Here is a 20,397-nt window from a genome sequence, read left to right on the forward strand (position 1 = left end):
TCTCCGTGCCTCTGTGTTCTATTTAAGGAAGCGAGGGGTGTAATTTCTCTTGCAAGAATTGTCCCGTATAACTTGCCGCACACTTCGCCACTTCCTCCGGTGTACCGGTAGCTACGATGTTTCCTCCTTTGTCCCCTCCTTCGGGCCCCAGGTCTATCACATGGTCCGCACACTTCACCACATCCAGATTATGTTCGATGATGACAATGCTGTGCCCGCGGCGTATCAGGGCATCGAAGGCTTCGAGCAGTTTCTTGATGTCATGGAAGTGTAGTCCGGTGGTCGGTTCATCGAAGATGAACATGGTCGGGTCTGCTTTCTCCTGGCTGAGGTAGAAGGCGAGTTTCACGCGCTGGTTCTCTCCACCGGAGAGGGTGGAGGAGGCTTGCCCCAGTTTGATATATCCCAAACCTACATCCTGCAAGGGTTGCAGCTTCTTCACAATCTTTTTCTGTCCGTGTTGCGTAAAGAATTCGATGGCTTGGTTTACGGTCATCTCCAATACGTCGTAGATATTCATGTCGTGGAACTTCACTTCCAGCGTGTCCGCCTTGAAGCGTTTGCCGTGGCAGGATTCGCATTCCAGTACAAGGTCTGCCATGAATTGCATCTCCACCGTGATGGTGCCTTCACCCTTGCATTCCTCGCAACGGCCGCCTTCGCTGTTGAAGCTGAAGTATCCGGCACTGTATCCCATCTGCTTGGCAAGCGGTTGGTCTGCCCATAGTTTACGGATTTCATCGTAGGCCTTGATGTAGGTCACGGGGTTACTTCTCGATGACTTCCCGATAGGATTCTGGTCAACAAACTCTACATTGCGCAGGTTCTGCAAGTCTCCTCCAATGGAAGTGAACTCGCCCGGACGTTCGTTGCATTCATCCAACTCCCGTTTCAAGGCGCGGTAGAAGATGTCGCGTACCAGCGTACTCTTGCCCGAACCGCTGACACCGGTGACTACGGTCATTACATTCAGCGGGAACCGTGCCTCTACACCCTTCAGGTTGTTTTCGCGGGCCCCCTTTATTTCTATATAGTTGTTCCACGGGCGGCGGTGTTCCGGCAGTGGGATTGTCTCTTCCCCCAGCAGATAGCGCACGGTATAACTGTCACTGTTTTTCTGAAGGTCTTTCATGTCTCCCTGATAGACCACCTCTCCTCCCAAGCGGCCTGCCCGGGGACCGATGTCGATGATATAGTCGGCAGCGCGGATAATCTCTTCGTCGTGTTCCACTACCACTACCGTATTGCCCAACTGTTGCAGCTGGCGGAGCACGTGTATCAGTTTGTCCGTATCGCGGCTATGCAGGCCGATGCTCGGTTCGTCAAGAATATACAGGCTGCCCACTAAGCTGCTACCCAGTGAAGTGGCAAGGTTGATTCGCTGGCTTTCACCGCCGGAGAGCGAGTTGCTGAGGCGGTTCAGCGTGAGGTATCCCAGACCGACATCCAATAGGAACTGGATGCGGCTGTTGATTTCTGTCAGGATGCGGCGGGCTATGTCGGCGTCATGCGGGTCCAGTTGCAGGTTGTCGAAGAAGAGCTTCAACTCAGTGATGGGCAAATCTACCAGTTCGGAGATGTTGCGTCCTCCCACGCGTACGTAGTTTGCTTCGGGCTTCAGGCGGGTGCCGTGGCATTTGGGGCAGAGCGTCTTTCCGCGGTAGCGTGCCAGCATCACACGGTATTGTATCTTGTACTGATTTTCCTGCACCATCTTGAAGAAGGCGTTGATGCCCTCAAAGTAGGGTGTCCCTTCCCACAGCATCCGGCGTTGCTCGTCGGTCAGTTCATAATAGGGAGTGAAGATGGGGAAGCCGGCTTTCTCGGCTCCGTGTATCACCATATCCCTCCATTCGCCCATCTTTTCGCCCCGCCAGCATACAACGGCTCCATCATAGACGGACAAGGAGCGGTCGGGTATCACGAGATGCTCGTCGATGCCGATGACTTTCCCGAATCCCTCGCATACGGGGCATGCACCGATGGGAGAGTTGAAGGAGAACATCTGGTCGTTCGGTTCTTCGAAGGTGATGCCGTCTGCCTCGAACTTGGTGCTGAAACGATAGAGGCAGGTACTCCCGTCGGGCTGGTAGAAACGCAGCAGGCAGGCACCGTCTCCTTCATACATGGCTGTTTCGGCCGAGTCGGTGAGGCGGCTGACGGAATCCTTTTCTGAAGAGGCTGTCATACGGTCAATCAACAGAAAAACTGTGTCTCCGGCTTTCGGCTTGTATTCGTCGATGCGCATCATTTCACCGTTCACTTCCAGACGGGTGAAACCTTGCTTCATGTCTATCTCCAGTTGTTGTTGCAGCGTGCGGTCTTCGCGCAGCAATATCGGGGCGAGCACGGTATACTTGGTTCCTTCCGGATATTCCAGCATGCACTTCACGATATCTTCTGCCGAGTGTTTCTTCACTTCTTGTCCGCTGACCGGGCTGAAGGTCTTACCGACACGTGCGTAGAGCAACCGCAGATATTCGTATATTTCAGTGGAGGTACCCACGGTGGACCGTGGGTTACGGCTGCTTACTTTCTGCTCAATGGCAATGGCAGGTGGAATCCCTTTGATGAAATCGCATTCAGGCTTGCTCATACGTCCCAAAAACTGGCGGGCATAACTGCTCAAGCTCTCCACGTAGCGGCGCTGCCCCTCGGCATATAATGTATCGAAAGCAAGTGAGGATTTTCCGGAACCGGACAGTCCGGTGATGACTACGAGTTTGTTACGGGGAATCTCTACGTCAATGTTCTTGAGGTTATTGACACGGGCTCCCTTTATGATAATCGATGTATTTTCTGCCATATAAAAGTCACTTATGTGATTTAGGATTTGCAAAGATAATGCAAACCGGGGTAGAATAAAACGAACCTGCTGGAAAAATCGTATCAGATAGGCAAGGTTAAGATTTGTTATACTTTAGGATGACTGCTAATTTACATTAAATAAAAGCACTAAATTCGCATCCGACTCCTTTTAATGTCCGAACATGGTAAAGCGTAATATAAAATGGCTTCTTGTTGTGCTGGTGTTAGGTTTATGCCCCTCAATCCTGCATGCCGAAGACCCTTATGGAGAGATGAAAGCTCTGGCAGATAGTGCGCAGAAAGTGTTGGGACAAGACCGATTGCCTTCCATCAATGCCCGGTGGATAAAACTTGCCCGCGAACTGAACGATACGGTACAGATTAGTGATGCCCATAACAACTTGATTTCTCATTATTATCAGTTGGGGGACATTGACCAATTGAAAGCCGCAACCTATGAATATATGGACTGGTGCCGGAAATACCAACGGATACGAGACCGGTATATGGCGTGGCGGCAGTACATTCAGCGTATGACGGAGAAAGGTATGCAGGAGGAGGCGATGGCTGAAACCGTCAGGCTCCATCAGGATGCCGAGCAAGCCCGGGACAAATACGGATTGGCATGTGGCGAAATGTGCATCGGGTATAACCATCGGGTCTTTGGAAACAACGTAAAACTGTGTATAGAGAATTACAACAATGCACTGAAACTTTTCGAGGAAGGCAGCTATTATCGTGACGCATACGTGGTGTTGCTTAATATTATCCAGACTTATCTTTCACGCAGTGAGTATGCAGAAGCCGGCGAGTATCTGAGTAAATTGTCGCAACTGGAGGACAAACTGGACCGTAAACAAGTCAGCATGGCCCCTTCCCTGCACCTGCGTTTCTGTGAATTCAGGGTTATAGGCTTATTGGCCAATGAAGGTAGAAAGGCTACTGAGCCTTATATTGAGGAGACCGACCGCTTCTACCGTCAACATCCGGAGAGCTCGACGCCCGAAGCATGGTTTGGCTATAAGATAATGTGTTGCCGTATCCTCGGTGATTTGAAAGGTAACATTGCTTACGTGGATTCACTCATGGATTATCAGCATTCACTGGGGCTTTGCTATCCTTATAACCATTATATGAAAGGAGAACTGCAGGAACAGTTGGGCGATTATCGTGCGGCTTGCCGCAGTTATGCCAGATATGCCGCCGTGAGTGACTCCGTGCGTACGGCAGAAATGGATGACAAGCTAAGCAAATATACGGCACAGTTTGAGGTGGACCGGTTGAAGATGGAGAAGCTGGAGCTGAGTGCCAGATTGAACAAGGAACGACTGATGATAGCCTTGGCCGTTGGCGGACTGGTATTGTTGCTTTTGCTGCTCATTACTTATCTGTATATCCGCACCCTCTCCATGAACCGCAAGTTGGAAGCTGCACGCAGGGCGGTGGAAAAAATGAGCCAGGTCAAAAGTTCCTTTATACAGCATATCACCCATGAAATCCGTACTCCGTTGAATTCCATCGTCGGCTTTTCTACCTTGCTGGCTCAAGAGAAACTGGATGATGTGGAGAAACGCGAGTATGTTGAACAAGTGGAGGGCAACAATACATATCTGTTGAGTCTGATGGAGAACATACTCAATATTGCGGATATGGATTCGCGAGTGTGGGAGATGCCGCGGGAGGAGATAGAAGTGGATGCGTGTTGCAAGGAATGTATTGAGGGCTTCCGTCCGGAACTGAAGCCGGGAGTTGAACTGGAATATGTGCCTGCTTCCGGCATTATGGCCTTTTATGCAGCCCGGCAATGGCTGAAAATGGTGCTGGTGTCTTTGTTGGATAATGCGGTGAAGTTTACGGAAGAAGGTCATATACGCGTTTCCTGCGAGGAAGATAAGTCCCGACATGTATTGCGCTTCGTGATAGAGGATACCGGTATAGGCATCAGGCCGGACGAATCGGACCGTATTTTCGAACGTTTTTATAAAGTGGACACGTTTACCAAAGGGTCCGGATTGGGGCTTGCCATAGCCAATGAGATAATGGAGTTGGTGGGAGGCCGGATTTATCTGGATGACACCTATTGCGGAGGATGCCGCTTTATTGTGGAATGGCCGATGAAGGACAAACCTTAATTATAAACTATTTTAAGTATTAAAAAGCTGTAATTAGAGAATGAGAGTAAAATCCCTTTTATGTGTATTCTTCTTGCTGCTAATGGCGGGAGGAGTATTTGCGCAAGTGCAGACCGGGTCTGCCTATCCTAAACGTGAATTTCGTGCAGCATGGATACAGTCAGTAAACGGACAGTTCCGTGGAATGCCGACCGAAAAACTGAAGCAGAATCTGATCGGGCAGTTGAATTCCTTGCAGAAGGCGGGAATCAACGCCATAATTTTCCAGGTACGTCCCGAAGCGGATGCTCTGTATGCTTCCAGACTGGAACCGTGGAGTCGTTTCCTTACCGGAGTGCAGGGTAAAGAGCCCGAACCCTATTGGGACCCTATGCAGTTTATGATTGATGAATGCCATAAGCGTGGTATGGAGTTTCATGCATGGATTAATCCGTATCGCACGAAGACGACCTTGAAGAGTGAGTTGGCTCCCAATCATGTGTACAATATCCATCCGGAATGGTTTGTCACTTATGGCGACCAGTTGTATTTTGACCCGGCACTGCCTGAGAGCCGCCGGCACATCTGCATGGTGGTGAGCGACATCGTTTCCCGCTATGATGTGGATGCCATTCATATGGACGATTACTTTTATCCTTATCCCATTAAGGGAAAGGATTTCCCTGACGATGCAAGTTTTGCACGTTTTGGCGGAGGTTTCAGCAATAAAGGAGACTGGCGCCGGAGCAACGTGAATGTGCTGATTAAGAAACTGCATGAAACAATTCGTGAAATCAAGCCGTGGGTGAAGTTCGGGGTTTCTCCGTTTGGCATTTACCGGAATGAAAGCAGTGACCCGCTTGGCAGTAAGACCAAAGGCCTGCAAAACTACGATGACCTTTATGCGGACGTGTTGCTGTGGGCCCGTGAAGGTTGGATAGACTATAATATTCCGCAGATTTATTGGCATATAGGACATCCGGTTGCCGACTATGAGACACTGGTGAAGTGGTGGGCCAGGAATACGGAAAACCGCCCCTTGTTTATTGGCCAGTCCGTGATGAACACCGTGCAGAATGCCGACCCCAAGAACCCGTCGATAAATCAGCTTCCTCGCAAAATGGCCTTGCAACGGGCCTATCAGACCATCGGTGGCAGTTGCCAGTGGCCTGCCAGTGCGGTTGTAGAGAATGCAGGCAAGTATCGCGATGCCCTGATTGCCGAATATCATAAGTATCCGGCGCTGCCTCCCGTTTTCGATTTCATGGATAACGAAGCCCCGGCAAAGGTACGTAAGATGAAACCGGTGTGGACGGAAGACGGATATATTCTTTTCTGGACAGCTCCCAAGTATAAAGAGGAAATGAACCGTGCCGTCCAATATGTGGTCTATCGCTTTAATGACAAAGAGAAAGTGAATATAGATGACCCTTCCCATATTGTAGCCATCACGCGCGATAATTTCTATAAACTTCCTTATGAAGACGGAAAGACAAAGTACCGCTATGTGGTGACAGCCTTGGACCGTCTGCATAATGAGTCGAAATCCGTTGGAAAGAAGATTAAACTTTAAAAATTAGGGATTAAGGATTAGGGATTAATCATTAACGTTTAATCCTTAATCCCTAATAAAGTATCAATCCTGCTATTCCACAAGCTACAATCATTCCTATCGGGTTCAGTTTATATTTCTTTGTGCCTATAAATGTCACGAGGAAGATGAGGCAGCTGATGACGAAGGAATATATGTCTTCTTTGGGAGAACTGAAGTTTTCCGAATTCATCAATACCAGCGCGGCTGAGGCCAGCAGACCGACTACTGCCGGGCGGAGCCCACTGAATACCGCTTCCACGGAAGGATGTTTCTGGTATTTCAGAAAGAATTTGCTGATGGTCAGCATCAGTAGGAAAGAAGGAAGCACCACGGCAAACGTAGCAATAATAGAACCTAAAATACCATAGCTTGTACCGTAGCAATCAGCTATCGTAGTATAACCCACATAAGTTGCCGAATTGATTCCTATCGGACCGGGTGTCATCTGGCTGATTGCCACAATATCAGTAAATTCCTGCGCTGTAAGCCAACCGTAACGGGTAACTACTTCACCTTGTATCATAGACAACATGGCATATCCGCCACCAAAGCCGAAAAGCCCAATCTTAAAGAATGTATAGAATAACTGTAAGAAAACCATGATTAGTAATTAATGATAAATGGTTAGTGATTAATGTTGCTATCCTTTTTAATTTTTAATTCTTTAATTTTTACTTCTTCGGACGTTGAAAACGTCCGAAGAAGTATCCTCCTACACCTGCCGCAATGATAATCCAGATGGGAGAGAAGCCCAACAGCCAGATGAGCAGTGCTGAAACCACCGGTATCCATATGTTGTATCGGTTTATCCGGGCCGATTTAGCCATGCTGAATGTAGGGGCTGCAATCAATGCAACCACTGCCGGGCGAATACCTTTGAATATACGTTCCACAATGGTGTTGTCCTTGAAGTTGTGAAAGAACAACGCTATGGCGAGGATGATGAGAAACGAAGGAAGTATGGTTCCCAATGCAGTGATTATGCTCCCTCGTATTCCCCGTAGCCGGTACCCTATAAAAATGGATATATTGACGGCAAGGATGCCCGGAGCGGACTGTGATATAGCAAGCAGGTCAATGAAATCTTCTTTGGCTATCCAGTTTCGTTTGGTTACGATTTCGTTTTCTATCAGCGGTACCATAGCATAACCGCCGCCGATGGTAAAGGCTCCTATCTTAAAGAAAATGGAGAATGCTTCAAGATATATATTCATATTCAAAATGTTGTAATTTACTTTATTTCTTTATCATCTTTCCCTTCCTTCCCTCTCTTGGCATACTGGCTTGGGCTCATATTGAAATGTTTCTTGAATACTTCACGGAAATATTTCGCATCACTGAAACCGGTCAGCTCTGAAATCTCGGTGATGGTATGCTTTTGTTCTTTCAGAAGTTGGGCAGCATGTTTCAGTCGAATCAGCCGGATGTAGTCAGCCGGAGCTTGGTCGGTCAGTGCCTTTATCTTATTGTAGAAGCTGGTCCTGCTCATATTCAGCAGGTTGCAGAGCACGTCGACGTTGAAGCTTGGGTTGTCCATATTGTCTTCGACGCTCTTTTTGACGGTTGCAATGAATTTCCAGTCCAAGTCGTTGGAGCAGTTGATGCAATCCGTATTGTTCTTCTCGTCGTTCAGGTCCAGGCTGGTATATTTGTGGCGCAACAGTGCCCGGTTAGTCAGCAGGTTGGCAATGTTTGCTCGCAATATACCGATATTGAAGGGTTTCACAATATATTCATCCGCTCCGCTTTGCAGTCCCTCGATGATATTCTTGTCGGTATTCAGTGCTGTGAGCAGGATGATGGGGATATGTGATGTCTCGATGTCGTTCTTCAGGATATGACACAATTCGTCTCCTCTCATTTCCGGCATCATGATGTCTGAAATGACGAGGTTGGGCATATACTCCTTGACAATGGTCAGTGCCTCTTTTCCGTTGGAGCATACTTGTATGTTGTACTGTTCAGACAATGTTCTGCGCAGATATTCCCTTAGTTCGTCATTGTCCTCTACAATAAGAATTTTCTGGTGGCTACTGTTGTTTTGCGACTGTTGCTGCGTCTTGTCGTAGATGTCGCTGGAAGCAGGGGACGATGTGGCGGAGGCATTGATAGGCACTCCGGAAGCCGAATAAACAATACGTTCGTTTTGGGGCTGAGGGCGTTGGATTGCCTTGCGGAAATGCTTGTTCCCTTTGGGGAACGTGATTTTGATGCAAGAGCCTTTCCCTTCCATGCTGCTGAAGTTGAGCTTTCCTTTATGTAAGTGTACAAGTTTCCCTACCAGAAGTAGTCCGATGCCGCTGCCGGTAACTTTGGAATTGATAGCATTACTGCCACGGAAATGCATCTTGAACAGCTTTTTCTGTTCTGAAGCCGGAATTCCGATACCGGTATCTTTCACCTCAATACTCCAGGTATCTTCTGTCTCGGAAGTAAAGACATGTACATTGCCGCCGTCTGGTGTATATTTCAGTGCGTTGGATATGATATTTTTCAAAATGGAATCCATCTTGTCCTTATCTAACCATACGTTCAGATAACGGAAGCTGCTTTCGTAGGTCAGGTTGATGTGTTTTATGTTTGCGTATGAACGGAAAGCATCGATCGTCTCTTCCATATATGTGCTCAGTTCGTATTCGGATACGTATAGACTTCCGGAATAGGTGTCTGCGCGCTCGAAATTAATAAGGTTGGTGGTCAGGCGCAACAAGGCATTTACGTTTCGCAGGGCTGTATTGATGTTGCTCTGTCCGCTGGAAGTCAGTTGCTCGCGTTCGGTGATTTCTTCCAAGGGTGCTTTGATGAGCGTCAGTGGAGTACGTATATCATGCGCCGTATTGACGAAGAAGCGTATTTTCTCATCGGATTCTTTCCGCTGTTTTCTCAAGACTATTATTCGCAGAGTGATGCTTGCAATGGATATGATAATTACTGCATAGAGTATCAGCGCCCAGAAACTGAGCCAGAGGGGTTGCTCGATAATGATGTCCATACTGCGTTCCTCCAGGACAATACGACGGTCTTCGTTGGAGATGGCACGTACGCGGAGGGTATAGTTGCCCGGACTCAGGTTGGTAAAACGGATGACGTTTTCCTCTCCCGGACGGCTCCAACCCTCATAGAAGCCTTCCAGTTTCCAGGAGTACAGAATTAGGGAAGGATAGTCATAGTTGATGTCTGAGACCTGCAATGAGAAGATGTTCTGGTTGTACTTCAAACGCAAGGTTTTTGTCTCGTCAATATCCAGAATAAGTGGAGAACCTTCATCCTTGGGATAAACGGTCTGATAGAATACCCGCAGGTCATTGAATACCATTTTGAACTTATAGTCGCGAGGCAGGACCATGTCCTTGTCGAACTCTATGGCTCCATCCGTACTGCCGAAAATGAAATTGCCGTTTTTCCTCAAGGTGCCTGAGGCTGCGTTGAAATGGTCAGACTTCAGTCCTTGTTCTTTGGTCCAGTTATGGAATGTCTCTTCGGCAGGATAGAAGGTGGACAGACCGTGTTCTGTACTCAGGAAGATATTTCCTTTACCATCGGACAATAGTGTATAGATATTATTGGAAATCAAAGCGCAGTTGTCTCTATGATAATGTCTGAATGTGTTTTTGGTCGTATCATATACCAGTAAACCGGCATTGTTGGTACCGATATACAGCATTCCGTCGGAAGCTTGGTATAGAGAATAGATGTAATAGGATTCTACCGGCATCTGGATATAGCTATACTTACCGGTCACTTTTTCCAATAGGTACAAGCCGGTGGCAGTGCCTATCCACATATGTGTGGAGTCCTTCTCTATGATAGCGGTGATACCATTCAAGCCCGGGAAGTGCCGTATGTTTTTTCTGGAATAATCTATTTCTTTTAAGTTATAATACCCTCCGGACCAGATGTTTCCTGAAGAATCTTTCATAATGGAACGAATATACTTGTCTGGCCGGATATTCAGATTGCTGAATAAGGATGGGGTAAAGAAGTCTATGGACAGTTGCTTCTTGTTTATCTGGTAGATGCCGGAACTATACCCTCCGGCCCAGATGATGCCGGGCTCCACCTCGCATAGTGAGATGAAGGTGTGATTTTTGCTATGGCTTTCGGAGTCGAAGGTGCTGAGAAAAGAATGCCATTGTTTCGTCTTGCTGTAATAGAGGCTGATTCCGTTGTTCGTGGCAAACCATAAATCTCCGTCATGGTCCTCGATGATGGCGTTTACCTGGTCATTGATGAGTGATTGTTTATTGCCGATAGAGTGTTTTATCCATTGGTAATCGGTATATCGGTTGTTGCGTACAGTTATGCCGATGGGATAATTGGCCATCCAGATACGCTGCTCGCTGTCGATGTAAATGTCATTGATAGTATTTCCGTTCATTGAGTTGTACCGATTGTAGTCGGCAACGATATACGGTTCGGATGCATAGGTATCGGTATTCATCTTGTAGACACCGGCTCCGTCCGTTGCGATGAGAATCTCATTGTCATTGAAGGCACGGATACAGTTGATGCTGATGTCCATCAGTCCGGATGGTATATGCATGACCTTGTGCTTGTTTAGGTCATAGGAGAATATTCCCCGCTGGAAAGTACCGATAAAAACCTTGTGGGATGGTTTGTGATAGTATAGTTCGTTGATTTGTATCTTCAAGGTATCCAACTGGTTGCAGGGGCTGAGGGTGAGGATGTTATTGGCCAGTTCAGCATAGTGTATGCCGATGTCGGTTCCGATGAAGAAGTGGGTCGAATCAATCTGTGCGATATCCGTAATTCGTTCTCCTATTTCGTTTTGAATGAATGTTACCTTCTGGGTATTGCTGTCGTACAGATATAGGGCATCTTCATTGCAAAGCCATATTACGCTGTTGGCATCCACAAAACCGTAACTGATAGGGGTTGGACGTCCTTTCACTTCGCTTTCGGGTAGCTTGTATACCAGGACAAAGCGATCGTGTTTTGTATCATAGCGGAACACACGTCCTTTTTTGCCTATTTCCCATATGGTGCCTTTGGGGTCAACATAGAGCCAATTCAGGTTCATCATGGAATTCACTTCTTCATCTCCATCCATCAATTTGTACGGCTTGAAGTCCTTTCCGTTGTATCGGTCGATGCCGTCGTGGGTAAGAAACCACATGTAACCTTTAGGTCCCTTTTGAATTGCATATACCCGTCTGTTGCTCAAACCGTCTTCCACACCGATGTATTTGTATGTTTGTGCAATGCCTATAATTGGCAATAATAGTAGTATGTAGAAAAAGAAGTACTTTTTCATAATTGTCGAACGGTTTTTTGAATGTTGTACTGAGGGAGAGTTGAAAATAAACACAAAAATAATGCTTTTGTTTGAGAAAAACAAAAAGAAAGCGAAGAATAGAAATGTAACAAGCGCGAGATTATTCATAACCCGCGCTTGTTACATTTCTATAAAAAAGGAAGTTCAGCTCATTTTTTATTGGCTTCCACCCACTTGCGTGCATTGACAAATGCTTCTACCCAAGGAGTGATTTGGTCGCTGTTTACGCGGTCTGCGGGGTAGCAACCGTTCTGCCAGGGGAAGATGGCACGTTCCAAGTGAGGCATCATGGCCAGATGACGTCCGTCGGCACTTGCCAATCCGGCTATGGAATAATCTGAGCCGTTGGGGTTGGAAGGATATTCGTCGTATGAGTATTTCAGCACGACGTTGTATTTGTCCTCGTCGTATGGCAAGGAGAATTTTCCTTCACCGTGAGCTACCCAGATACCCAGTTTGCTGCCACTCAGTGAGCCGAGCATTACGCTGCGGTTGGTGGGGACGGTAACACCGAGGAATCTGGATTCAAACTTGTGTGAGTCATTATGAAGCATCTTGCCGTTTTTCTTGTGCTCGGGATTGATAAGATTAAGTTCCATCATGAGCTGGCAGCCGTTGCAGACACCCAGTGAAAGCGTATCCTCGCGTGCATAATATTTGTCGAGCGCTTCTTTTGCTTTCGGATTGAAGAGGAAAGCACCTGCCCAACCCTTAGCAGAACCAAGAACGTCGGAGTTGGAGAAACCACCGCAGTAAACAATCATGTTTACATCTTCCAGCGTCTCGCGGCCGCTGATAAGGTCGGTCATTGTAACATCCTTCACATCGAAGCCTGCCAGATAGAGTGAGTAGGCCATTTCGCGTTCGCCGTTGGTTCCTTTTTCACGGATGATGGCGGCGCGTATACCTGACGGTGTACGGCGGTCCGGATTAATGCCGTATTGTGAGAACTTGCCTTTGAAGTCCGGCATGAAGGCGAATTCCACCGGTTGCATCTTGTAGTTTTCGAAACGCTTCTTGGCGCAGCCGTTCATGGACTGCTTACGGTCAAGGAGATAAGAAGTAGAGTACCATACATCACGCATATAGTCGATGCCAAACTGATAAGTAACATCGCCTTTTGATACAAGAATATGGCGTTCGTCTGTCGGTTTGCCGAGCTTCACGTAACCTACGCCTGCATCTTCCAGTATTTGCTTTACAGCTTCCTTGTGCTTGTCGCTCACCTGGATAACGATACCCGGGTTCTCTGCAAACAGAATCTTGATAAGGTCTTGCTCCTTGATTTTATCCAGGTTGATTTCCATACCGCCTTCCACATTGGCAAAGCACATTTCAAGCAGTGTAGTGATAAGACCACCGGCGGAAATATCATGTCCGGCAAGAATCAGTCCCTTGTTGACCAGTTCCTGCACGGCAAGGAAAGCATCGCGGAAGTATTCGGCATCCTGCACGCTGGGAACTTCGTCACCTACCTTGCCCAGGGTTTGAGCAAAGGCGGAACCGCCGAGTTTCAGGTTGTCGAAACTGAAGTCTATATGATAAATGGTAGTCTTTTCATTGTTAACCAGCACCGGAGATACGACTTTCTTGACGTCGGAAACTTCTCCACCGGCAGAAACAATTACCGTGCCCGGAGAAATTACTTTGCTGCCGTCGGGGTATTTCTGTGTCATGGAAAGAGAGTCTTTACCGGTCGGTACATTGATTTGCAGGGAACAGCAGAAGTCACTCAAGGCCTTTACTGCCGTGTACAGACGGGCATCTTCACCTTCTTGCGAACGGCAAGGCCACATCCAGTTGGCAGAAAGGGAAACGCTGTCCAGACCTTCGGCAAGCGGTGCCCAAACCAAGTTGGTCAATGCTTCGCTGACGGAAAGAACGGAGCCGGCTGCCGGGTCGGCAAGTGCCGCCTGGGGAGCATGGCCCAGAGAGGTTGCGATACCCTTTTCGCCGCGATAGTCCAAAGCTACCACACCACAATCGCTCAGAGGCAACTGCAATTCACCCTGGCACTGTTGGCGAGCAATTTTGCCTGTTACAGAACGGTCCACCTTGTTTGTTAACCAGTCTTTACAAGCCACAGCTTCCAGTTGGAGCACATTGGTGAGGTATTCGTGTAGTTGGGAAACTTCGTATTGGGGCATTTCGTAGTGACGTTCTACGGTCTTGTCCACCATATAGGTCTTGGGGGAAGAGCCGAACATCTGTTCTACGGCGAGGTCGAACGGACGTACACCGTCAGCTTGCTGGAAGGCAAAGCGATGGTCGCCGGTCGTTTCACCGACTACGTACATCGGGGCACGCTCACGTTCGGCTACCTTGCGTACATGTTCGATGGCCTCTTCCTGAATCAGCAAGCCCATGCGTTCCTGGCTTTCGTTGGCTATGATTTCCTTGGCAGACAGCGTGGTGTCACCGATGGGTAACTTGCTCATGTCAATCAGGCCGCCGCATTCCTCTACCAATTCAGACAGACAGTTAACATGTCCGGCAGAGCCGTGGTCGTGGATGGAGACAACCGGATTGGTCTCTTCCTCACAAAGTGCGCGTACCACGTTGTAGGCACGTTTTTGCATTTCGGCGTTGGCGCGTTGCACGGCATTCAGCTCGATGCCACTGCTGTAGCGTCCGGTATCTACGGAAGATACGGAGCCGCCGCCCAGACCGATGCGGTAATTGTCTCCACCGATAACAACCACTTTGTTTCCGGCTTCCGGTGTACCTTTCAAACAGTCACGCTGGGTACCGTAGCCTACGCCTCCAGCAAGCATAATCACTTTGTCGTAACCATAGACTTCATCATTTTCCTTATGTTCGAAAGTGAGCACGGAACCGCAGATTAGCGGTTGACCGAATTTGTTTCCGAAATCACTGGCACCATTGGAGGCCTTGATCAGTATTTGTTCGGGAGTCTGATACAGCCATTTGCGTACCGGCAGAATCTCTTCCCAAGGACGTCCTTCTTCCGTACGGGGGTAGGAGGTCATATAGACGGCTGTTCCGGCAATCGGCCAAGAGCCCTTACCGCCGCCCATACGGTCGCGGATTTCACCGCCCGTACCGGTAGATGCACCGTTGAACGGTTCTACGGTAGTGGGAAAGTTATGTGTTTCCGCTTTCAGGGAGATGACACTCTTGATGTCTTTTACTTGGAAATAGTCGGGCTTGGAGTGGTCTGCGGGGGCAAACTGTTCGATAACCGGACCTTCGGCAAAGGCTACATTGTCTTTGTAGGCAGAGATAATTTTGTTGGGATTCTCTTGTGTGGTTTTCTTTATCATCTGGAAGAGTGAAGATTCCTGTTCCACTCCATCGATGATGAATGTCCCGCCGAAGATTTTGTGACGGCAGTGCTCGGAGTTGATTTGCGCGAAACCGAATACTTCGGAGTCTGTCAAAGGGCGTCCGAGGTCTTTCTCTACTTTCTTGAGGTAGTCCATTTCTTCTTTGGAGAGTGCCAGACCTTCCTTTTCATTGTATGCCTCCAGGTCTTCGATGTGTACAATCGGTTCCGGCTGCCGGTTGGTTGTAAATACATTCTGGTCCAGCCCCTTGTACATACGTTGCAGCATCGGGTCGTGGTCTGCGTTCTCATCTTCTACGGGGAAGTACTCCTCGATGCGTATGATGCCGTCCAGCCCCATATTCTGGGTGATTTCTACGGCGTTTGTACTCCAAGGAGTAATCATCTCACGGCGCGGGCCGACGAAATGTCCTTTCAGGTTGTCTTCACTTTCGGGGGTGGCTTCTCCAAAAAGCCAGCAGAGTTTGTCGCTGTCTGCCTGGGGGAGTTCATGATTACATTCTACGGCAATCACACTCTTGGATGGGGTTCTGAAAAAAAGAATCATAGTTATATTTACGATTTTACGATTTTACGATTTTACGATTGAAGTTACTTCTTTGAGTATCTTCATCTTTTCTTCTTGGGGGCAAAGATACGTAAAATCGGTGGGGAGGAGAAAAAAAGGAAAACAAAAAACGCATGCAATTTTACTCGTATGCGTTTTTTGTTCTGTTTCATAAAAACCGGATGTGTGTTATTGTATGACGATTTCATCCGTAAATAAGAATTGCTTCTTCCCTTGTATGGCATGGAAGCGTACATATCGTGCCTCAGTGGGGGTGCCAATCCAGCCGAAATCACGGAATATCACGTCCTTTCCGGCCTCTTCCTCGCTGCAGATATCACTGTCCAGCAGGGTGAAGTTCTTGCCGTCAACAGATGCCCATACTTCCACTTTGGCAGGGAGAAATACTTGTGGGGTACGGATTTGCATGAAGTTGGCCATGACCCGATGTATGGCGGTCACTTCGCCCAGGTCGATAATGACATCCAAATCATTGGGGCAGAAGCCCTGCCATCGTCCGTCCATGTAGCTTTTGCCGCCGCGAAGTCCGTCGAGGAGACCGGCGTCACCGCCGCCTTTGTATACTTCTTTATGCTGATAGTATCCGCCGCCCGGTGCATAGATTATCTTTTTGCCTATGCCCTTATGGTAGTCGGTACGCAGGTGAAGGCTTTTTCCGATAGGCTTTTCTCCGTCGAAAAGGCGTGCGGTCAGCAATATGGAGTCTTTTACGGCAAACGGTTTCTTGTATAACTTGGAAGATACAGTCGGTTCGGAGCCGTCCGTTGTGTAGCGGATGTCAATCGGATGTTTTTCGGAGGTGAGGGACAGCATGATTTTTTTCTTGGCATAGTCAACGGTCTGGCTGGTCTGCACTTGTTCCGACAAGGTGAACGGGTTGTACCCTTTCGTCCGGATGTATCGTATTTCGTTGTTGATACGTCTCTTGAAACTCTCCGGATGCTTGTTCTCCATGGGAGTCCAGCCTACTTCTGCCAGAGCGATGATGCGTGGGTATATCATATATTCGGCATGTTCGTAAGTGGGCAGATATTCAGCCCATACATTGCCTTGCACGCCTAATATGTATTTGCAGATATCACTTCCCAATGAATCGGGAGCCGGGTCGTAGGAGTAGGTCTGTCCGATGGGGATGCAGGCGCCAAACGCCAGCGGCTGTGTCTCAGGGTCATCCTGGTAGTGGTCCAGATAGCAGTGGCTCTCCGGTGTCATGATGGCGTAATGCCCCATGCGGGCGGCGGCAATGCCACCCTCCGTACCCCGCCACGACATGACGGTTGCGTTGGGGGCCAGGCCTCCATCCAGTATCTCGTCCCAGCCGATGATTTCACGCCCTTTGTCGTTGAGGTACTTCTCTATGCGGACTATCATATAGCTTTGCAGCTCACTTTCATCTTTGAGCCCTTCTTCCTTCATGCGCTTCTGGCATTTGGGGCATGCCTTCCAGTGGCGTCTGCTGGCTTCATCACCTCCAATATGGATATACCGGGAGGGGAACAGCCGTATCACTTCATCCAGCACATCTTCGAAGAACTTGAAGGTCTCTTCGTTTCCGATACAGACTTCACCGGATGTATAAGGCTTGCCGGTACAGGACAGCTGTGGATAGGCTGCCAGTACTTCTCCCGAGTGTCCTGGCATTTCTATTTCGGGGATAACGGTGACATGCCTCAAGCGGGCATATTCCAGAACCTCACGTACATCCGCTTCCGTATAGTAGCCTCCATAGGCTCCTTCTTCATCCTTCTCGCAGAAGTGGTGGTCATATTTCCCCCAATCCTGCAGATTGGCGGCTTTTCTCCAGGCTGCGAATTCTGTCAGGCGGGGATAGCCCGGAATCTCCAGCCGCCATCCGGCACCGTCGGTCAGATGCCAATGCAGGCGGTTGATTTTGTAGGTGGCTACCAGGTCTATTTGTTTCTTGACATAGTCCGTGTTAAAGAAGTGTCTTGAAACATCCAGGTGCAGCCCACGATAGGGGAATCTGGGTTCGTCCTTGATGGTCGTGACTGGCAGTTCCTTCCCGTTACGGGCAAGTTGTGCCAGGGTTTGCAGTCCATAGAAGGCACCTGCTGCGGAGGAGGCCTGAATGTTTACACCTTGTTTGCTGACTGTCAGGTTGTAGCCTTCGGCAGCGATTGGATTATCCGTTGCGTCCGTTATTTCTATCGTTACAAAAGGGTTCTTGTCGACAAGCTTCATGGGGATGGCAAAGTCCGGCAGATAGGCCAGCAGGTCATTCATGTCGGATTTCGCCAGATTGGTCGAGAAGGTTACCGTAGATGGCAGTTCGACTGTTTTTGACGTTGTTTGGGCATACTGCGGATATGGAACCACACCGAGTTCCTTGGGGGCTTCGCATGCCGTCAGTAGTAAGACGGCCATGGAAACGAGTGTTAGAGTTTTTTTTATTCGTTTCATAAGGGGGTATTGTTAAGTTCGGAGGTAAATATACGGAATAATATGTAAAATGGATAATCTTTACTTCTTAAAATCCTTTTCCGTCGAAAAAACGTTAACACTATTCGTTCGTCTCATAAAAAAGTCCGATATTTGCAGCCATGATTCAGATAGAGACCATATTTGACATATTGTGGAAGGGGTTCATTATCGGCGTCATTGTGTCCGCGCCATTGGGTCCTGTAGGAGTATTGTGTATTCAGCGTACTTTGAATAAAGGACGGTGGTATGGTTTCGTAACGGGGATAGGAGCTTCGCTAAGCGATATTGCATATGCTTTGCTGACGGGCTACGGGATGAGTTTCGTTTTTGATTATGTCAACAAGAACATCTTTTACCTGCAACTTTTCGGAAGCATTCTTCTGTTGGCGTTTGGCGTTTATACGTTCCGCAGCAATCCAGTACAGTCCATCCGTCCGGTATCCATCAACAAGGGTTCCTATTTTCATAACTTCATAACGGCGTTTGCCGTCACGCTTTCCAATCCTCTGATTATATTCCTTTTTGTAGGCCTTTTCGCCCGCTTCGCTTTTGTAAGTGAGGGAGTGCTGGTATTCGAGGCCGTTACCGGATACTTGGCCATCGCATTGGGCGCTTTGGCATGGTGGTTTGGCATTACCTTTTTTGTCAATAAAGTCCGTACACAATTCAACTTGCGTGGCATCTGGATGCTGAACCGTATTATCGGGAGCATTGTCATTGTGGTGTCTGTGGTGGGATTGGTGTTTACGCTGATGGGTGAATCGCTGTATTGAATGGAAAGGTGAAAATTCATAATTCATACATTTTATCGTGAAGATTGCGCAACAACTGAAAGAGAAGAATATAGCCGAATACCTTATATATATGTGGCAGGTGGAGGATTTGCTCCGTGCCAACGGCTGTGACATAGACCGGATACGCCAGAACATCATCTTGCGCTATCCGGAGGAGGAACGGCCTGCGCTGGAAGAATGGTATGGAAATCTGGCAGATATGATGCGTGCGGAAGGCGTAACGGAAAAAGGACATCTGCAAATCAACCGGAATGTCATTCTGAACCTGACGGAGCTGCATGGCGAATTGCTGGCTTCTACGAAATATCCGTTCTATAATGCGGCTTATTTCAAGGCACTGCCTTTTATCGTGGAGCTGCGCCAGAAGAGCGGCCGGAAAGAGGAGCCTGAGGTAGACACTTGTTTCGAGGCACTTTATGGAGTGCTGCTGTTGCGCTTGCAGAAGAAGGAAATCAGTCAGGGCACGGCAAAGGCTATGGAGGCCATCAGCGGTTTCGTCTCGTTGCTTGCCAACTATTATGACAAGGAGAAGCGGGGAGAATTGGAGTTGATGGATAATTGATAATTATGGAGGAAAATATTGTTCATCGTAACATTCTATATATAAGTGTAACTTTATTAAATGAATATTCTGATAACCGGTGCCAACGGTCAACTTGGCAATGAAATGCGAGTGTTGTCGAAAGAAAACGGACAACATGCTTATTTTTTCACTGACGTGCAGGAATTGGACATTTGCGACGAACAATCTGTGCATGGGTTTGTGAAGGACAACCGGATAGATGTAATCGTGAATTGCGCCGCTTATACGGCTGTAGACAAGGCGGAAGACAATCAGGAGCTTTGCGACAAGCTGAACCATGTCGCTCCGGGCTATCTGGCTGCCGCTGCCGAAGCTTGCGGTGCTGCATTGATACAAGTGTCTACCGACTATGTTTTTGACGGAACCGGACACACCCCCTATACGGAAGAGGCGGCTACTTGTCCCAATTCAGTATATGGTTTTACCAAACTGGCGGGTGAGCAGGCGGTGATGAAGTATTGCAGCCGTGCCATGATCATCCGTACGGCGTGGCTCTATTCCATTTATGGAAATAATTTTGTGAAGACGATGCTCCGTTTGGGACGCGAGCGCGAGACACTGGGAGTTGTATTCGACCAGATAGGTACGCCGACATACGCCAATGATTTGGCACGCGCCATCTTTGCGGCTATCAGCCAGGGAATCGTGCCCGGCATCTATCACTTCAGCAACGAGGGAGTCTGCTCGTGGTATGATTTTACGTTGGCTATCCATCGTCTGGCAGGTATCAAGAGCTGCAAGGTAAGTCCGCTGCATACGGACGAATTCCCTGCCAAGGCACCGCGTCCGCATTATTCTGTGTTGGACAAGACAAAGATAAAGAAGACATTCGGCATCGATATACCCCATTGGGAGGCGAGCCTTGCCGTCTGCATGAAGAATTTGGAAGAGTGA

The 20,397-nt window shown here is 48.2% G+C and carries 11 protein-coding genes; 5 read left to right on the forward strand and 6 right to left on the reverse strand.

Annotated elements, in window-relative coordinates:
• Positions 1–22: 22 nt before the first annotated feature.
• Entirely contained in the window at positions 23–2,806 is a 2,784-nt protein-coding gene (gene uvrA, locus DWX62_RS07455) for an excinuclease ABC subunit UvrA (protein ID WP_009036556.1), read from the reverse strand.
• Positions 2,807–2,990: 184 nt separating this feature from the next.
• Between uvrA and DWX62_RS07460 the strand changes: the two genes are divergently transcribed.
• Both DWX62_RS07460 and DWX62_RS07465 read left to right on the forward strand, forming a co-directional pair.
• A complete protein-coding gene (locus DWX62_RS07460; RefSeq protein WP_120172666.1) occupies positions 2,991–4,940 on the forward strand; it encodes a HAMP domain-containing sensor histidine kinase in 1,950 nt (649 codons plus the stop codon).
• Between the two features lie 40 nt (positions 4,941–4,980).
• On the forward strand, positions 4,981–6,492 hold the full coding sequence (locus tag DWX62_RS07465) for a family 10 glycosylhydrolase (RefSeq protein ID WP_009036558.1): 1,512 nt from the start codon (positions 4,981–4,983) through the stop codon (positions 6,490–6,492).
• Positions 6,493–6,544: 52 nt separating this feature from the next.
• Here DWX62_RS07465 and DWX62_RS07470 read toward each other — a convergent pair whose 3' ends face one another.
• From DWX62_RS07470 to DWX62_RS07495, 5 genes are all read right to left on the reverse strand, one after another.
• Positions 6,545–7,114 carry a chromate transporter gene (locus DWX62_RS07470; protein ID WP_005826308.1) on the reverse strand — a complete coding sequence of 190 codons (570 nt, stop codon included), beginning with the start codon at positions 7,112–7,114 and terminating at the stop codon, positions 6,545–6,547.
• Between the two features lie 70 nt (positions 7,115–7,184).
• Positions 7,185–7,727, reverse strand: a complete 543-nt coding sequence (locus tag DWX62_RS07475) for a chromate transporter (RefSeq protein WP_034523117.1) — start codon at positions 7,725–7,727, stop codon at positions 7,185–7,187.
• Positions 7,728–7,744: 17 nt separating this feature from the next.
• On the reverse strand, positions 7,745–11,788 hold the full coding sequence (locus tag DWX62_RS07480; protein WP_120172667.1) for a two-component regulator propeller domain-containing protein: 4,044 nt from the start codon (positions 11,786–11,788) through the stop codon (positions 7,745–7,747).
• A 170-nt stretch (positions 11,789–11,958) separates the two neighbouring features.
• Complete coding sequence (purL, locus tag DWX62_RS07485; RefSeq protein ID WP_120172668.1) at positions 11,959–15,663, reverse strand: phosphoribosylformylglycinamidine synthase; 3,705 nt, start codon at positions 15,661–15,663, stop codon at positions 11,959–11,961.
• Between the two features lie 189 nt (positions 15,664–15,852).
• Positions 15,853–18,105, reverse strand: coding sequence for a family 20 glycosylhydrolase (locus DWX62_RS07495; RefSeq protein ID WP_120172669.1), 2,253 nt, complete (start codon positions 18,103–18,105; stop codon positions 15,853–15,855).
• A 140-nt stretch (positions 18,106–18,245) separates the two neighbouring features.
• On the opposite strand from DWX62_RS07495, the gene DWX62_RS07500 reads away from it, so the two are divergent.
• Genes DWX62_RS07500 through rfbD form a run of 3 tightly spaced genes read left to right on the forward strand, consistent with a single transcriptional unit; the run spans position 18,246 to position 20,397 of the window.
• Positions 18,246–18,899 (forward strand): LysE family transporter, encoded by a 654-nt coding sequence (locus DWX62_RS07500; RefSeq protein WP_005826316.1) that lies wholly within the window; start codon positions 18,246–18,248, stop codon positions 18,897–18,899.
• Between the two features lie 37 nt (positions 18,900–18,936).
• Complete coding sequence (locus DWX62_RS07505) at positions 18,937–19,482, forward strand: DUF4924 family protein (RefSeq protein WP_005826317.1); 546 nt, start codon at positions 18,937–18,939, stop codon at positions 19,480–19,482.
• 60 nt (positions 19,483–19,542) lie between these two features.
• Positions 19,543–20,397, forward strand: coding sequence for a dTDP-4-dehydrorhamnose reductase (gene rfbD / locus DWX62_RS07510; protein WP_120172670.1), 855 nt, complete (start codon positions 19,543–19,545; stop codon positions 20,395–20,397).

Source organism: Bacteroides sp. AF20-13LB (assembly GCF_003603065.1).
Lineage (GTDB): Bacteria > Bacteroidota > Bacteroidia > Bacteroidales > Bacteroidaceae > Bacteroides > Bacteroides uniformis.

Bases quoted from the DNA above. Each gene is read 5' to 3' on its own strand.
- DWX62_RS07500 (WP_005826316.1), top strand. From the start codon at position 18,246: ATGATTCAGATAGAGACCATATTTGACATATTGTGGAAGGGGTTCATT.
- uvrA (WP_009036556.1), bottom strand. From the start codon at position 2,806: ATGGCAGAAAATACATCGATTATCATAAAGGGAGCCCGTGTCAATAAC.
- purL (WP_120172668.1), bottom strand. From the start codon at position 15,663: ATGATTCTTTTTTTCAGAACCCCATCCAAGAGTGTGATTGCCGTAGAA.
- DWX62_RS07475 (WP_034523117.1), bottom strand. From the start codon at position 7,727: ATGAATATATATCTTGAAGCATTCTCCATTTTCTTTAAGATAGGAGCC.
- DWX62_RS07460 (WP_120172666.1), top strand. From the start codon at position 2,991: ATGGTAAAGCGTAATATAAAATGGCTTCTTGTTGTGCTGGTGTTAGGT.
- DWX62_RS07495 (WP_120172669.1), bottom strand. From the start codon at position 18,105: ATGAAACGAATAAAAAAAACTCTAACACTCGTTTCCATGGCCGTCTTA.
- DWX62_RS07465 (WP_009036558.1), top strand. From the start codon at position 4,981: ATGAGAGTAAAATCCCTTTTATGTGTATTCTTCTTGCTGCTAATGGCG.
- DWX62_RS07470 (WP_005826308.1), bottom strand. From the start codon at position 7,114: ATGGTTTTCTTACAGTTATTCTATACATTCTTTAAGATTGGGCTTTTC.
- DWX62_RS07480 (WP_120172667.1), bottom strand. From the start codon at position 11,788: ATGAAAAAGTACTTCTTTTTCTACATACTACTATTATTGCCAATTATA.
- rfbD (WP_120172670.1), top strand. From the start codon at position 19,543: ATGAATATTCTGATAACCGGTGCCAACGGTCAACTTGGCAATGAAATG.